General features: G+C 49.2%; 15 protein-coding genes. 2 read left to right on the top strand and 13 right to left on the bottom strand.

All coding sequences use genetic code 11. From position 1 onward, the window contains the following. Window positions 1–11: 11 nt before the first annotated feature. The 13 genes from A3SI_RS07915 to A3SI_RS07855 all read right to left on the bottom strand — a co-directional run bounded on the left by A3SI_RS07915 (window position 12) and on the right by A3SI_RS07855 (window position 13,351). Complete coding sequence (locus A3SI_RS07915) at window positions 12–512, bottom strand: HlyD family efflux transporter periplasmic adaptor subunit (protein ID WP_040670432.1); 501 nt, start codon at window positions 510–512, stop codon at window positions 12–14. Then, entirely contained in the window at window positions 509–1,183 is a 675-nt protein-coding gene (locus tag A3SI_RS07910) for a biotin/lipoyl-binding protein (protein ID WP_162098433.1), read from the bottom strand. The genes A3SI_RS07915 and A3SI_RS07910 overlap by 4 nt, the downstream gene beginning before the upstream one ends. A gap of 169 nt (window positions 1,184–1,352) precedes the next feature. Further along, on the bottom strand, window positions 1,353–2,894 hold the full coding sequence (locus A3SI_RS07905) for a T9SS type A sorting domain-containing protein (protein WP_040670428.1): 1,542 nt from the start codon (window positions 2,892–2,894) through the stop codon (window positions 1,353–1,355). Beyond that, window positions 2,861–3,979, bottom strand: a complete 1,119-nt coding sequence (locus A3SI_RS07900; RefSeq protein ID WP_040670426.1) for a hypothetical protein — start codon at window positions 3,977–3,979, stop codon at window positions 2,861–2,863. Before A3SI_RS07900 ends, A3SI_RS07905 begins: the two co-directional genes overlap by 34 nt. Continuing rightward, window positions 3,945–4,982, bottom strand: coding sequence for a hypothetical protein (locus tag A3SI_RS07895; protein WP_009054957.1), 1,038 nt, complete (start codon window positions 4,980–4,982; stop codon window positions 3,945–3,947). The genes A3SI_RS07900 and A3SI_RS07895 overlap by 35 nt, the downstream gene beginning before the upstream one ends. A 316-nt stretch (window positions 4,983–5,298) precedes the next feature. Further along, window positions 5,299–5,823 (bottom strand): hypothetical protein, encoded by a 525-nt coding sequence (locus A3SI_RS07890; RefSeq protein ID WP_009054955.1) that lies wholly within the window; start codon window positions 5,821–5,823, stop codon window positions 5,299–5,301. A gap of 187 nt (window positions 5,824–6,010) precedes the next feature. Continuing rightward, on the bottom strand, window positions 6,011–6,934 hold the full coding sequence (locus A3SI_RS07885; protein WP_040670424.1) for a DUF4625 domain-containing protein: 924 nt from the start codon (window positions 6,932–6,934) through the stop codon (window positions 6,011–6,013). A 98-nt stretch (window positions 6,935–7,032) separates the two neighbouring features. Next, on the bottom strand, window positions 7,033–8,151 hold the full coding sequence (locus tag A3SI_RS20510; RefSeq protein WP_238531662.1) for a TonB-dependent receptor domain-containing protein: 1,119 nt from the start codon (window positions 8,149–8,151) through the stop codon (window positions 7,033–7,035). Between the two features lie 7 nt (window positions 8,152–8,158). Next, on the bottom strand, window positions 8,159–9,184 hold the full coding sequence (locus A3SI_RS20505; protein WP_238531661.1) for a TonB-dependent receptor plug domain-containing protein: 1,026 nt from the start codon (window positions 9,182–9,184) through the stop codon (window positions 8,159–8,161). Beyond that, window positions 9,178–9,453 carry a peptidase associated/transthyretin-like domain-containing protein gene (locus A3SI_RS07875; RefSeq protein ID WP_156810221.1) on the bottom strand — a complete coding sequence of 92 codons (276 nt, stop codon included), beginning with the start codon at window positions 9,451–9,453 and terminating at the stop codon, window positions 9,178–9,180. Before A3SI_RS07875 ends, A3SI_RS20505 begins: the two co-directional genes overlap by 7 nt. A gap of 374 nt (window positions 9,454–9,827) precedes the next feature. Beyond that, the gene (locus tag A3SI_RS20500) at window positions 9,828–10,019 is read right to left on the bottom strand and encodes a hypothetical protein (protein ID WP_238531660.1); all 192 of its coding nucleotides are present in this window, start codon (window positions 10,017–10,019) and stop codon (window positions 9,828–9,830) included. Continuing rightward, window positions 9,974–11,851 carry an alpha-amylase family glycosyl hydrolase gene (locus tag A3SI_RS07865; protein WP_009054949.1) on the bottom strand — a complete coding sequence of 626 codons (1,878 nt, stop codon included), beginning with the start codon at window positions 11,849–11,851 and terminating at the stop codon, window positions 9,974–9,976. Before A3SI_RS07865 ends, A3SI_RS20500 begins: the two co-directional genes overlap by 46 nt. 432 nt (window positions 11,852–12,283) lie before the next feature. After that, complete coding sequence (locus A3SI_RS07855) at window positions 12,284–13,351, bottom strand: LacI family DNA-binding transcriptional regulator (protein WP_040670417.1); 1,068 nt, start codon at window positions 13,349–13,351, stop codon at window positions 12,284–12,286. Window positions 13,352–13,642: 291 nt separating this feature from the next. On the opposite strand from A3SI_RS07855, the gene A3SI_RS07850 reads away from it, so the two are divergent. After that, window positions 13,643–15,232, top strand: coding sequence for a sodium:solute symporter (locus A3SI_RS07850; RefSeq protein WP_009054944.1), 1,590 nt, complete (start codon window positions 13,643–13,645; stop codon window positions 15,230–15,232). Then, entirely contained in the window at window positions 15,217–16,074 is an 858-nt protein-coding gene (locus tag A3SI_RS07845) for a glucosidase family protein (RefSeq protein ID WP_009054943.1), read from the top strand. The genes A3SI_RS07850 and A3SI_RS07845 overlap by 16 nt, the downstream gene beginning before the upstream one ends. The last annotated feature ends 126 nt before the right edge of the window (window positions 16,075–16,200 follow it).

Genomic DNA, 16,200 nt, shown 5'->3' with positions numbered 1-16,200 from the left:
CCTGAAAAAAATTAGTGCGTAGGTACTTGATGAGGACTAAACCAGCGGTCGAGACGCTGATACAATAGATGCCAGAGGCTCCTTTTTCCTACTTGGAAGCGCGCCTGAACGTTCATGCCCTTTTTTAAGGCGCCTACTGTACCATCTTTGCGCGAAAGCGCTTCTGTGTCCAGAGCACATACCACCCAGTAGCCCGCCTGCTGTTCTCCAAACATTTCCCGGTCGGCGCCTATTTGGAGAACCTTTCCTTTTAAAAGGCCCCAAATATGATGGTGAAAGGCATCTACCTGAAACCATACCTCCTGCCCTTCTTGTAGAAATGCGATATCTTGGGCAGGTACGAGTACATGTGCGCGAAGGGTCTCTTGGGGCGAAATCTGTGCTATTTTTTCGCCTGCCAGCACCATATCTCCCGGTCGGATGTCTGCCACTTGCAAGAGATTTCCCGCTACGCCCGCGTAAACGTGATGCATGGAGGCATTGGCCACTAAGCGTGCCTCTTGTTGTTTCATGCGGGAAATCTCCAGTTCTGTTTGCTCCAGTGCGAGGCGAATTCTGCCAACATTTGATCTTGATAGGCTTGAAAAAGTAAACGCTCCTGCTGGTACTGTACCTGCACTTCATCGAACTCAGCAAAAGGCAAAACCTTCGCCGCAAACAGGCTCTGGGCACGCTCATAGTCCCGCTGGGCTTTACGTATGGGGCTTTGACGCTGTACAAGTTGCGCCTGATAAGCTGTCCACTGGTTTTCTACTCGTTTACTTCGGAACGTGTGCTCTTCATTCGGATCCGTCGCGGCACGCAGTAGATAGATTAAATCTGCTTGGACATTTTCTTGGTAGCGCATAGTTTGGCGTAGCTCCTCCAATTCAGATCTGACGGCCGAAACATCCAAGGAAAGCAGTAAATCTCCCGCTTCCACCTTTCCATTTTGGTGCACATATACCTCTTGTACACGACCAGAAAGAGGCAGCTGCACTATATTCGGACGAACTGCCGACTGCAAGGCCCCAGTAGCATCCACGCTTACCGCAACTCGTACCAGCGGTAGTGCCAAGAGTGCACTTGCTATTAGCGTGATTAATAAAAGGTAAATGGATTTTTGGGTCACTCCGATTCGGGCATCGTACACCTCTACAGTGCTCTTAATGATTTCAGGAGGAAAAAGTGAAGACTTCTGCATAAACATAAAAAATAATTCGTTGTGCAGTAAACTTACATCAGCTACCACCTTTCAGTCGGGAAGTAAGCATTTAAAATCACTTAAAAACCCATAATCAGCCCATAAAAAAATCCCATCCACACGTAACATGCAGGATGGGGACTTTAATATAGGACGTAAACTACCTGGTTTACTGCTTAATAAAACGAATACGCTCCGTGTATGCTCCGAAATCCACGGATACTATGTACACACCAGGTTTTAAATCCAAGAAGGAGAGTTCTAGGCGGCTCATTCCAGGCGCTATGGAAAAACTTTGCCGCAGGCGGCCCTGGGTATCATGCACATAGACGTCTACCCCTTCACGGATGGCTGAGCGGAAAACAAGGTGCCCACTATCCCGCAAAGGATTCGGAAACAAGCTTGCCTGCCCTTTAATTTCCACTTCTACGCGATTCGACTCTAGTTGATAGTGCTTGAGCACCGCGGTGGTTTGATGCCAGCCAAGTGGCATTTCGTCCAGCTCTAAAGTCCAGGTATTCGGATCTTGCCGCTGCCAGCTCGTCTCAGCGCCAGCCTGAAGTAGGGCGCGCTGAAACCCACCCGCTAGTTCCACCTCCCCTAGCGCATCCAGAGGCTGCTTGGTCTGCAGACGTAAGACTGTCTTAGGGCCCTCCATTTGTGTCACTTCCAGTCGAAGCTCTTGGTCTGCCAGCGACTGCTGCATGGGTAGAAGCGGCACTAAAAGCGGAGCGGCAGAAAGTGGCAGACGAAACTCCCCATCCTGGATGTCCAGCACTAAAGGCTCTAAATCGCTGCTTTGGCCACTGATGCGGAAAGCTTCCTGAGCCGCATACGGATAGAAAAAGGCATGAGGTACCTCTTCCAGTTCGTCCCCCGGCACAGGGCGCCAAGCCAGAAGATGTGAAAGCTCCCCGGCAGCATTGCGCAGCACGTAGATATAGGCCTGCTCGGACTCCTCCAGAACCGAATCGAAATACAGGTCCCCCATGAGGTTTTGCATACGCTCCACGGCCTTAAAGGCCAATTTTTCACGGAAGCCGAACAAGCGTGATTCTGTCAGACCCGAGCGATCATAGTTGATCGGCGCCCCCCCGTTTTCCATGGGCACATTCGCATAGAAAAACCAGTCCGCCCGATCGACCCCCATGCGGCTTAGCCAAAACAATCCACGTAAAGCATACAGGGCCTGCGCCTGCTCACTGACCGCCTCCGTATTGACTGCCTGCTCATTCAAACTAGAGGCATCCCAGCCCCACTCTGTCACATGGACCTCTTTTCCGGGCATATTATGGTCCCGGAAACGGATGCCAGCGAAAAGATTTCGCATGCCGGATTCCGGGTGCTCAGGGTGTACGGCGATCCGATTTCCCGAAGCATCACGCGTATAGCTATACACATGAATGTTCACGCCATCCAGATAGGGGGCCGCCTGAGGGGACAATTTATACCCCATAAAGTTTTTGCTTACGCCCGTATTACCCATAAAAGGATTCGAAGCCTGTAAGGCAGCAGGCAAGACCTTTAGCTGTGGATCAGCTGCTTTTAAAGCCTCCGCCATGCCCTCTAGGATGGCCACATAGGTGCTGTCACTGTAGTCCCAGGGCTCATTTCCGATTTCTACCGTTTGCACCAAGTTTTCATGGGAGGGCCCAAAAACCGACCCAAAAGCGGTACCTAAGCTGCCGCCGAAGCGAATGGGGTATCCCAAGCCGACTCATGGAAGCGGTCAAAGGTGTAGGTGACATTCACCGTAAAGCCTTTCTGCTTCCAGTCGGCATATTCCCGCAGCCACTGCGTCCAGCCTCGGAGCACGCGAACATCCCCTCGGGTATAGCTAGGAATCTCATCAGGGTCGGCGGTGTCCCAGTGTAAATTATGGTAATTCCGGGCATTGCTGCCGGCACGGATGAACTTTTGCGCCCCTTCATCTGGACTTTGTAAGCTCGGAATGCGATTGGTTCCCCATGCCCAGACCGTATTGATGCCGAAGAGATCTGAGAAGCTGTGCTTTTGACTTTTGGCCTGGGGCGGTGGCCCAAAGGCGCCGAAGGCATCATACACCGTGAGCTCTTGCACGCTTGCTTTTTTAAAGTTTTCATCTACGATTTCATGCACGACACGCACATATCGGATGCTCAGCGTGCTATCAAAGCGGATGGTTTCATAGTGGATAGCTGACGGATTCAGTGTGGCCACGCGCCGCATATCGGTGCTATCTTGGCCCACTTCCAAGTAGCTCCCTAAGACATTTCCGACACCATTAAAATGGCGACTGCGTACCCAGCTGACCTCTTTAGCTTCCCCAAGGTCTAGGGTAACGTACTCTTTCAGCGCTTGGCTGTAGGCGGCGATTTCATGGATGATAAAGGGAGCACTAGAAAAAACACGAATGCCTCTAACCCCTTCTACCTGTGGCAAAAAATATCGATTTGGACTGCCTCCTACTGGATATACGAGGGTCGTATCACGCTCTGCTGAAGTTTCCAAATGGATAAAAACAGGTGCTGTATGATTCGCAAAGCGCGCATTTAGGCCACGGATACTGGTTTCTGGTACACTGAGCTCATACCAGGCTTCTCCCTCTGCCGGATCCACGGGAATCGTGGGAGTTCGGACCCCCCAAGCCCCATCTGTGGCGGCTTGCACAGCCACATTGCCGGAGGCAAAACCATAAAGCTGTAGGAGCACATTCTGGTGAGGCGCACTGGCATAGCGGTCAGGAAGCGGATTATTCGATATCCAGCCACTCGAAAAATTTTCATCTATGATGAGAGCAGGAGGATTGGTCTGCATGTTGACAGTGGAGCTTGGCAGTCGTCAGTGGAAGTGCCGAGAGACTCGGATAAACTCCTGCGTAAGGATCCCAGTGGGCAGGGATTTCGGGACCTTGACCCGTACCGGGCCCTGTACCCGGAAGGCTAGGCTCATTAGGTTCCGCGAAAGCCTGTAGGTGAAAGGCACTTACACGGCGCCAGTTTTCAGGAAGTAAGGTATGCCGAATCTCAATAAAGCGCATCAGCATGGGCTCCGAAAGTTCTACGGTTAAAGTGCCCGCATAAGCTGGGTCTAAGACCTGTATCAGCTGCAGATTGTCCCGGTCTAGCCCACCGAATAAAGCACTCGCACTAGCGCTAGCACTTCCCGGAAAATGCTTGAGGTCGACAGAGGTAACCAACTGATCTTCTGTTAATTCTATACCGATGAATTCTTGTAAAAGCGCGGCTGTAGTTCCGATTTCGAAAATACCGAATGGGGCAGAACTACTTAAGAGTAGCGATTTTACGCCCTCTTGCTCAGGTGCAAAGCGCAGATGCTGGAAATTTTGACCCGAGGTGTAGGTATAGGTCTGAAGGGTGTTCCCCTGTACGTCTTGGAGGCGAATCTGTACTGGTTGGCTTACATTACGTAGGCGTACGCCTAATCGATGAATCTGCTCCGGACTGGGAAAGGTAAAGCGCACTTCTGCCAGCCCCTCCACCACAGGGATATTTTGAGTGAAGGACTGTAGGTTCCCGTCTAGGGCTGGCGCCAATTGTATTCCAACTGGCGCAGTCCAATCTGCCCGAAGCAGGCTGTTCTGACGCTCTGAGGCATAAAAGGCATCTGGAAAGGGCGAAGTAGATTGCCAAGAAGAATTGAGGTCGCCATCGACAAGTAAAGCAGCGGGCCGCTGTTCGGTTTCCGAGCTCGCGTATACTTTGCCCGCTAATGGAACCTTGGTGGACGAAGAGTCTCCTTGGGCATCCGCAGCCTGCACCAGCAGGAAAGCCCCGAGGTAAAGTAAAACACGTGTCATAAAGGAATAATTGTGTGGTTGTGTGCTAATTTAAAATAATAGTACTGTAATTAGCAATAAATTGTTATTATTTATTGAGATTAAAAAAATGATAATTAGTTAATTCCGAAAAGTAAAAAATATAAAAGTTTAAGAACAATGGGATAATGTATAAAAATTGCTATCTGCTCTCTTCATTTTACTAAATCCAGCGGTAAAAAAATCGTGCTAATTAATGTTTTAAATGTAGGAGACCGGGATGCCTTGTGCCACACAGAAGCGCCCCCCCTTAATTCAGTAACAGGCCGGCTAATGAAATAAGAGGGGCTGCACCTACTTAGTAATAGGGACTACATACCGTGATGGCAGTCGCATCGAATGCCTCTGGACTAGCATCATTACGTCCTACATTGCCGGCCACTAGAATTTCTTCATACTCTGGCCCGCTATCCGCAAGGTGTACTTTTATATGTCCATCGAAATTTTGGAAGTCGGCAAAAGTCAGTATTTTTCCATTAGACAAAGGACCAAGGACCGTTTCAGAGCGCAAAGTTTCGCTGTTAACGGGCGTCAAAAGGAAAGCGATATCGGCATCGATACGGTCATAAGTACCGAAATGCAAGTGGGCAGGAAATGCCACAGTCGCATCACCCTTTGGCCCATTCATGCGAAGGTCTAAGGTAAGGGTGCCATCTTCCAGCTCACGAACAGTGAAGGTACCCTCAAAGGCGAATGGAGAATTTCCCTGAAATAAGGGATATTCCACTTGATTTCTGTAACGGGGACGATCTTCAGAATTTCTACACCCCACGAAAGCGATAAGTAGAAAGCCGAGAAGCAGTAAGAAGGAGATATTTTTCATAGCAATCATTTGGTTTATAACGCGGCAGAGCGCACTTTAGTTAATGAAACGCTTTAATCTTTTGTAAAGATACGAAGACGAGGATAGTTTCGTGTGATATTGGTCATATAACCAACTGATTTTTTACATGCATGAAAAACCCCTAGGCACTAACCTAGGGCTCAGTAATTCTAAATCCAATTAACATTTATCTGTTGATACGGAAAGCACGGCGCGTAACATTACCGGCAGTGTCTTCTACCCATAAAATCAACCATAAATTTTCGCTACCTGAAGGAACGTTGATCGCTGCGTCCCCTGTGAATAAAGTAGTTAAATCCAACATAGAAGTAGAAGGAAGCGCTGGTCCACGGAAACGATCACCGTTGTTATCCACACGGTACATGCTTCTTCCCCACATGCGCTCGTAGATGTCATTTCCAGCCAATACTAAATCCTCATCATCACTATTTTCTGTGCTCACACGTGCCCAGAAGAAGGCGAGCTCAGAGCTAAGCGGATGATTGGTTACTTCTACTTTGCCCTCTACATTTAAAGGCTGACCAGAAGTCGCAGTAAACGCACCATTAACTGCATTATCAATAAGGAACTCTGGTGCATAAGGACGCTCGATAAAGAATGTTTTAGAAATGGTGGTACCATTCGCATGGCTCGTAGCATTTCCGAAAATGTCTGTTGCGTCAATGGAAATATGGTAAGGACCTGCCAGTACGTTAGTCTCGATTCTATTTCTCGGATCGTTTCCTTCCCAGTAAACATCTAAGCTAGAGTCATCGTGGTTGTAAAAACGAGCTCCATCCACCTCAATGATATCGTTTACAAGCAGCTGCTCGAAGGCTCCAGAAACTCTGCCGTGGGTATGTCCGTCGAAACCTCCGTGGATATCGATACGCACTTGCTGAATACCGGATTCATCTTGCACACTGAAGCGAATATGCATGTGGTCAGTAGCGCGTGAACGAATTTCGTTCATCACAGGGCGGAAGGTGTCACGGTTTTCAGCAAAGGTGATGGTAGGTGCTTCCAGGTCACGCACACTGTCGTCCTCACTGTCACATGCAAAGGCGATTACGCCTGCTAACATCACGGGAAATAGTAACTTCTTTTTCATTGTATAAATTGTGGGTAGTTATTTAATGCAATTTCGTTGCAAATATACGGTTAGAACGCGGACTATACAACAAGGTTGCATAAGCAATTAAAATTTATTTAATTTTTTTCATTCTTTTCTCCTATGGGCACTTTTAGGGTCAAGATGAAATTTCTTCCCTGCTCGGGTAAATTGAGCAAGCGGTACCGAGACAAGTGATTGAAGTAAAAGGTATCCAGTAGGTTTTGGCCGGAGGCCTGCACCTGGAGGGGCTGATTAAAGAGCCGAAGATTTAGATGAAATCCTGCCTCTAAAAGCATAAAGCCATCTGTCCGGAGTTCATTTCGATCTACTCTATTCTGTGCTGCGCTTATGCGATGTTCGATAAACCCTCCCCACTGCCGCACAGTCCCAGACCCTGTCTTCGCCTCGTAACGGAGCCCGTTTAACACGGATAAGGGCGGAGTCAGCGGTAAGGGAAGCCCTGTATCCAAATTATAATTATACACATATTCAAATGCACTACTAAGCGTCCAGCGGCGATGCAACTTCCACTCAGCCTTCAGTTCTGTGCCCATAAATACGGCATCATGCTGTCGGTATTCCCACATCATGCCCGACGCAGGGAGATTACTAAATCTACCCGTAGGTGCTAAATAAATAAACCCTTCGTAAAAGGACCAAAACGGCGTAAGCGCGAGATAAAAGGACTTCCTCTGCCAGGCATAGCTCAAATCCACCTGATAGGAGCGCTCTGGCCGCAGATCGGGATTACCGATTTCATGCCTGAAATTTCCATGATGTACACCGTTGGTCGCTAACTCGATGGCAGTAGGCATGCGAAAAGCAGAGCCGAGGTTCACCTTCAACAAATGATCCGGGTGGATGAGCCAACTCAGGCCTGTGCCACCACTAAGATTTCCCATAAAACGCTCAATATCAGGATTTCGCTGATCAAACTCACCTGTAGGCTGCTGCCGGCGAAAGATGGGCTGCAGGTGCTCCTGAATGTCATGGGTTCCAAAATCTAAGCGCAAACCTGCATTCCAAGTAAATCCTTCCCGCGCTGTCTGCTCATGGAAGAAGAAAAGGCCGCCCTGCTCAGAATTAAAATTTGGAAGTAAAAACTCAAATCCGCGCTGCCGATTTTCCATCCGCTGCCACTGAAAACCGAAAATCTGTTGGACGCCACGGCCGAAGTGTCGGTAAAAACGCGCATTTACCGTGTAGGTATCCAAATCTAGCCTAAAGCCAGATTACCCTCCGGAGTAGGTGCCTGCCCATGCACATGTGGGGGCTATTTTCCTCCCGCATGTTGCGCTGATACCCCAGATCTACCTCTAACCAGTTTTTGCCCAGCTGGATACGAGTATTATGCAGCACCTTCCAGTGCGTATTGTCTTGCTGGGGCAAAGAAATATTTCTATTCCCCCCCCTATGCTGCAAGTTGAAGCTATTTGGGATACCCACTGCCCCGGGAAATATACCTGCCAACTGATGAAAACGACTTACGGTCAGGGTGCTCTCCCCCCATTGTTTGACGATACCATTTGAAATGCTAAAGTGCCGCTCTCTACCGGCGGTATTTTTAAGCCTCCCATCGAAAATCGGCAGCACGAAACCCGCATAAGTAAAGCGATCCGTAGGAATACGGTAATCCGCATAATCTTGGAACGTGAGTCTCCCGCGAAACACCCAATCTCCTTCACGGCCTTCGATGCCGGCAGATGTGCTCCACATATCGTTATTCGTACGGAAAGAACTTATAACATCTCCGCGCACAGTCCCTTTTTCTGGGTGTGCGGCTGGGAGCAGATTAATAACCCCTGCCATACCATCGGAACCGTAAATTAGACTACCGGGACCCTTGATCACCTCTACACGTTCCACGTCGAAGGGATCGATCTCTAGTCCGTGATCAGCACCCCACTGCTGCCCCTCCTGCTTAATCCCGCGATCATTAATCATAATCCGGTTAAAACTTAGCCCCCGTATCACCGGCTTGGAAATCCCTACTCCTGTATTTATCGTGGTAAGTCCTGGGAGTTTTTCCAGCGCAGCTGCAAAGGTGACCGCCTGCATGCTCTCCATATACGCTCGGTCTAGCACATCGACCGTCTGACTAAATTGAAGTGGACCATTACGGAATGGGTTGGCTTGAATAACAGCTTCTTGTAAATCTAGCGCAGACTCTCGAAGCACTATGGCCAGCTTCTCCGCAGGCGCTGTGCCTATTTCGAGAAGTACCTGCTCGCTACGATAGCCTAACATGGAAACTTGGAGATGATAGGTACCTGGGCGTAGTCTTTCAACGTGAAGTTGCCCTCCATATCCGCTACTGTGCCTTTTCGCGTTTCTTTTAGCGACAGCATGGCGGGTAAACCCTCCCCAGATTGGCTTTGGACCCTACCCTGCACCATAAAAAGCTGCTCCGCATGCAGAAAACTTCCACAAACAAGACATAAAAATAAAATAAATAGCGTAACGGGTAGAAATACGGACAGGCGGAGCGACATGGGGGAAATCCAAGACAATTTCAAGCAAATACGTGTTTGATGAAATGATGTTGCAAGTTAAACAAAAATTCAGCTTCATGCAACGATTATGCACTTACGGGCTGCTGCTCAGGTCACCTTACCCCGGTGTGTGGATAACTGGATAGTCCACTACACGATATAAAGGATAATTTTAAGAATGAAATTACCTCAGTCATGTAACCTAGTCAAATTACTCCCGTTATAGAAGCTAGCCAATCCTGAAAAGATTTTCACTGCTCATACGGAGAGTGGGCTTTTCTTGTAGTTTAGTTTAGTTGAAAATAATTATTGGCAAAGGGGGGGATTTCGGTCCCCTCCTTTTTTTATGGCCGGCTTACTGGAGCCCCTTTTTTGTAAAAGTTTATTCCTTTTACATCTCACGTTTGCACCTCCAGACGCTTAAAAATTTGCATCACCCGAGGAGGCAGTAGGTGCTGCCCCTCTTTGCCCACCTGCCATACCTGATCTAAAAGCCCCTGATCACGTCCGAATCCACCGAAGCGCTCCTCATCCGAGCTAAGGCTTAGCTGCAGGGGCCTTCGGGCAAAAGTGCACAAGGCAACTCCCATACCTTACTTGGGTGTAAGTTGACAAGCACCAAATATCCTCCTTTCTCATAAACAAGCCCCTTTTGGTCTGCATCCAAATGGTGCTGCACGAGACTTTGACCAGAGGTCAAAAAACCAGCCACTTTCGCTAGCTGTAACATGGCCATATCCCAAGCAAAAAGATACTTAAAACGCAGATGTTCATTATCCACTAAGGACCACTGTCTGCGCGCATACTGATAGGACCATTTATTTCCTTCCCGTGGGAAATCTACCCATTCAGGGTGGCCAAATTCATTTCCGATAAAATTCATGTATGCCTCACCGCCTAGGGAAAGGGTCAGCATGCGGATGATTTTATGCAGTGCGATACCACGGTCGATCACCAAGCTTTCACTGCCTATATGCATCTGATGATACATTTCCTTATCCATAAGCCAGAAGGCAATGGACTTATCCCCTACCAGCGCCTGATCATGGCTCTCCGCATAGGCCACGGTGCCCTCACCAGCGGGGCGATTCGTGAGCGCATGCCAAAGCCCAAACATGTCCCAGTGTTCGTCTGGGGAATATTTGAGTGTTTTAATCCAAAAATCGGGAATACCCATGGCAAGGCGGAAGTCAAAGCCCAAGCCTCCATCTTCCAAGCTGCGCGCCAGCCCCGGCATGCCTGTCACCTCCTCGGCGATGCTGATGGCATCAGGGGAAATTCGGTGGATGAGGTGATTCGCCAACTGAAAATAGAGCACAGCATCTTGATCTACACCCACATCGAAATACCGTTCGGCATCGCTGAAATCGGTATGTCCATGGTGCTCATACAGCATGGAGGTCACACCATCGAATCGAAAGCCGTCGAAACGGTACTCTTCCATCCAGAAGCGGAGATTGCTCAGTAAAAACTGCAGCACCTCCCATTTTCCATATTGAAACAGTTTAGAATCCCAACCCTCATGATAGCCCCTATCGCCCGGGTGAAAATACTGGTCAGGAGTTCCATCGAACTCATTTAAGCCCTCATACACGTTTTTAACGGCGTGACTGTGCACTACATCTAAGATTACCGCGATGCCAAGGGCATGTGCGTCGTCTATAAGCGCTTTCAGTTCTTCGGGGGTGCCAAAACGGGAGGAAGCCGCGAAAAAATTACTCACATGATAGCCGAAAGAGCCATAATAAGGGTGCTCCATTATCGCCATCAGCTGGATAGCTGTATACCCTGCTGCATGGATACGCGGGAGGATTAGCTGCGCAAATTCAGCATAGCTGCCCACCTTCTCCTCTTCTAGTGCCATGCCCACGTGGCACTCATAGATAAATAAACCCTCGGTTTTATGCCGTGGCTGAAACGTTTTCGTCTTCCAGGTGTATGGATGATTCGGGAACCAAAGTTGGCCCGAAAAATTATGACTTTCGGGGTCTTGGATCACCCTTCGGATATACGCGGGGATACGGTCCAGTTCCGTGTCATTTGCGCCGATGACCACGACCTTGAGGGTACTTGCGTGTACGAAGGTATCTTTATACGTTTCATACGGGAGGAAAATTTCCCAGTCACCACGATGGTTCCTTTTGAGCGGGTGGCTACGTCGGTCCCACCAGTTGAAATCCCCGGTGAGGTAAAGGGCCTTTGCCGCAGGCGCCCACTCCCGATAGTACCATCCTCGGCGAATCGGATCCCAGTGAATGCCATATAGCTGATGGGCGGAGGCGAATTCCACCACATCTCCATAGCTGTCTGCTAAGCCCTGAAGGGCAAGGAGATAGCGCTGATGGCGCTCCTGTATGTGTGTAGCGTAGGGCTTCAACCAGGGTTCCTGGCTTAAGGCTAAGGTGTCGGTGGATTCCTTCATAATCTCAAGCGTATAGGCTCAAGGTACGCAAACATTTTTCTTTTCACAACGCTACTTTCTTTAAAGCGTGCCAAAAAAAACCTCTTAAACGCTATACAAAAGGGAGAAAAGGCCCAAACGGAATAAAAAAATCGATTGCACAGAAGAATATCCGATTCACCTACAAGTAAAAATAAACCATGATGGCGGCCAGAAAGTACCCTAAAACAAAGGAAAAAAACACGGGTCCAACGAGTGATTTTTTTGGTTTCGAGAAGGGGGAAAAATGGAAGCCAGGTGCGTGGCTAAACTTTTTCGCGAAAGACTCAGGAATCAGCGCGAGGATGGCTAATCCATAGATGAGACTGAGAAAGATAAAGGCAAAAACAGTGTCGAACTCCATAACTTGGCGCAAAGTTACGGTAATGTTATGCGAGCACCAAGAAAAATGAATTAATTGTTACCTACTAAAGCCTCTTGTGTCTGCTGCTGCACTTTTTTTCGCCCTGAAGACTCTCGGATGACGAGATTGGTTTTGATTTCTGTGATCGCATCTGAGGAAATACTAGCCCCTGCGAGAGAGTCGAGCAGCATTTGGGTGGCGCGTACTCCGATTTCATAGCCATGCTGATCCACAGTGCTTAGCGCTGGAGAGGAAATTTCTGCCAGCTTCCAGTTGCTAAATCCCATCAGCCCCACTTCACCGGGAACCTCTATTTTTTGTTCTTTGAGATAGCGTAGCACCCCGAGTGCCACTAGATCCGTGATGCAAAAAAAGGCATCGGGAGGATTCGGCCCCTCTAAGAGTTCTTTGGCGAAGCGATAACCCTCTGCCTCATTAATTTGGACACAGTGCTTGACCCAGTCCTTTTCCGGTGTGATGCCGGCATCTTTTAAGGCTTGTAAATACCCGAAATAACGCTGATTGGCATTTTTTACGATCGGGCGACCGCGAAAGTGTGCGATCTTCCGATAACCATTTTGGATTAGATGCTGCACGGCCTGATAGGCGCCATCAAAATCATCCACGATCACCTGCGGCGTTTTTAAATGATCGGTAACCTTGTCCATTTGAACGACAGGTTTACCTGCATGCATCAGCTCCTGAATATGCTCGCCCAGTACCGTCTCGTTCGAAATACTAATCAGCAAGCCATCCACTCCACTATGCAGCATGGCATTTACCGCCGCTTTCTCATCCTGCAGCACATCATTCGACTGCGACACCATCACGTTATACCCCGACTGATTAGCCGTGGCGATCGCGCCGCTGATGATATTCGAGAAAAAATGATGCACGATTTCAGGGACTACCAAACCAATATTAAAGGTCTTCTTTTTCCGAAAACTGATCGCGAGCGAATTAGGCACATACTGGTATTTCTCAGCTAACTCCTTTACTGCACGCACCGTTTCCTTCGCGATATCGGGATGCGCCTTCAGTGCGCGAGAGGCAGTAGAAACAGAAATCCCAAGTTCCTTGGCAATGTCCTTCAGCGTTACTTTACTCTTGTCGATCATAGTAGTCCGTGTTAAATGCGGAAAGCGATAGGGAGCGAAATAATTACTACTTTTTCTTAAAATTAGGAAAAATTCTCCGTGCACGAAATGCTTCAGAAAGGTTTTTTTTCACTTCTTGTTATTTGGAATTTGTCTAAATAATAAAATATCAACCGATTCCGCAATCGATTGCAGTATTTTATTGCTTGTCAATCTCTAAAACTTTCCTCATTCTTGTAGAAGACATAAGCATATGACACTATCCTGGTGAAGCGCTTTATTCCCCAAATAAACTCCCGAAAATCAACCTAAATGGATACAAATTTACTGCATCGCATCGACCTTATCATCATGTTCGTCTACCTAGTAGGCATGATTTTCTATGGTCTCTATCACTCTAAGCGTACTAGCTCAGAGGATTATTTTTTAGCTGGTCGCAGCATGACTTGGCCCGTGGTGGGGATTTCGCTTTTTGCAGCCAATATTTCCAGCACCACACTCATCGGCTTAGCAGGAGATGCTTATAGTACGGGAATTTCCGTTTACAATTACGAGTGGATGGCTGCCGTCATTTTAGTTTTTTTCTCCATCTTCTTTTTACCTTTTTACCTGCGCTCGGGTGTCTACACCATGCCCGAATTTTTAGAGCGCCGCTACGACAGCCGCAGCCGCTACTATTTTTCCTTCATCACCCTTATCGGTAATGTCCTCATCGAAACGGCTGCAGGGCTCTATGCCGGCTCTCTTATCCTAAAACTAGTCTTTCCTGAAGTGAGCATGACACTCATCATTATGCTCTTGGCCTTTGCGGCAGCAGCCTACACCATTCCCGGCGGTCTGAATGCAGTCGTACACACTGAAGTAATCCAGGCTATCTTGCTGCTGGCGGGCTCCCTGGTGCTCACCTACATCACCTACACCGAGGTAGGCGGCTGGGAAAATGTTCGTGCGGTCACCCCTCCAGACATGATCTCCCTCATTCGCCCCATCGATGACCCCTCCGTCCCCTGGACAGGCTTGCTCTTCGGAGTCCCCCTTCTTGGTTTTTACTTTTGGGCGAACAACCAGTTTATGGTACAGCGCGTGCTTACCGCAAAGGACCTGAACCATGGCCGCTGGGGAGCGCTCTTTGCAGGCCTCCTGAAACTTCCTGTGCTCTTTTTTATGGTGCTCCCGGGAACCATGGCCCGTGTGCTCTTCCCTGACCTGGAAAACGCTGATACCGTTTTTCCTACGCTCGTGTTCAACTTGCTTCCCGCAGGACTTATCGGACTGCTCATGGCCGGACTGCTTGCCGCCATGTCTTCCAGCATCAGCGCCACCCTAAACTCCGCGTCCACGCTCATCACCATGGACTTCGTTAAGAAAGCCAAGCCAGGACTCAGCAGCGCACAGCTGGTACGTGTAGGGCAGGTCTCCACCGTTATTTTGGTCCTTCTGGCCGCGGCTTGGACGCCGCAAATAGAAAAATTCGATTCTTTATTTAAGTACCTGCAAATTGTGGTGGGCATGATCGCACCTCCTGTGGTAGTGGTCTTCATCTGGGGCATGTTCTGGAAAAAAGGCAATGCCAATGGTGCCTTTTATAGTCTGCTCTCGGGCTTTGGCATCGCCGCCACCCTTATTACCCTTAAAGTAGTAGCACCGGAACTAGCCATCAGCCAGTGGCACTTCCTGCACACAGCGCCGCTGCTTTTCGTCTGCTGCTCTGTCATCTACGTAGCGGTAAGCTTGGTTTCTCCGGCTCCCCGCCCCGACCAAATCGAAGAATACACATGGAAAAACAGCATCTACACCGATGAAACCGCCGCGCTGAGCGCCCTTCCTTGGTATAAAAACTACCGCGTCTTATCTGTTTTACTCTTGATTCTAACCGCTATCATCGTATGGAACTTCCGATAGGTTATCTCGAAGCCCTCGCCTGCATGCGGAAAGCCAGCCATCCAAATGGTTTTTTGGCCTCCTCCGCCGCTGGTGAAAACTATCCACGCATCTGGGCCCGCGATGGGGTCATCACAGGGCTGGCCGCACTAGCTAGCCGCGACGAAGCACTTATCGAAACGTTTCGCCGCACCCTGCAGCGCCTAGGTGAGTTCCAAAGCCCAGAAGGTCACATTCCCTCTAACGTGGCTACGGATAGCAGCGACGTAAGCTTGGGCGGTCTGGCCGGTCGCGCAGATACAGGCAGCTGGTGGGTGATCGGGCTCTGTTTATATGCACACTGGACAGGAGACCGAGCGTTTTTGCTAGCGCAAAGTGAACGTATTGCCCAAGTATTCCGCTTGTACCAAGCCTGGGAGTACAATAATCGGGACCTGCTCTATGTGCCGCTGGCCGGCGACTGGGCCGATGAATACCTCCTGCATGGCTACACACTTTACGATCAGATATTGCGCTGCGCGGCCCTTAAACTAGCAGGAAAAGCCCTGCAAGTGGAAGCCTACAGCGAAAAGGCGAGCCGCATCCAACTGGCCATCGAAAAAAATTATTGGTTGGCCAGCCCTCCTGACGCTACCTGTATCCATCCTAGCGCCCGAAAGCGCCTACTGAAGGAAAAGGGAGCGCTGCCCTACCTGCTCGCTGGCTTTCATCCCGCAGGTTATCAGCCCTATCTGGATCTGTTTGGAAATGCCCTGGCCATGCTGTTTGACCTGCACCCCGACCCTACCAGCACCCTAGCGGCTGTGCCTGAACTGGCGCCATCGCTCCCTGTTTTTCTCTCCTGTGGTGGAGGAAGATGCTGAGGATTTTGCGCTCCTGCGCCAAAATTACCGCTTTACCTTCCGAAATAAGCCACATGAATTTCATAATGGCGGAATCTGGCCTATGGTTTTGGGCTTTTATGCCTTGCGGCCCAAAAATACCACTCT

The organism is Nitritalea halalkaliphila LW7 (genome assembly GCF_000265075.1).
Classification (GTDB): domain Bacteria; phylum Bacteroidota; class Bacteroidia; order Cytophagales; family Cyclobacteriaceae; genus Nitritalea; species Nitritalea halalkaliphila.
The sequence above is the reverse complement of the archived record's forward strand: the minus strand, read 5'-3'. Positions and strand labels throughout refer to the sequence as shown.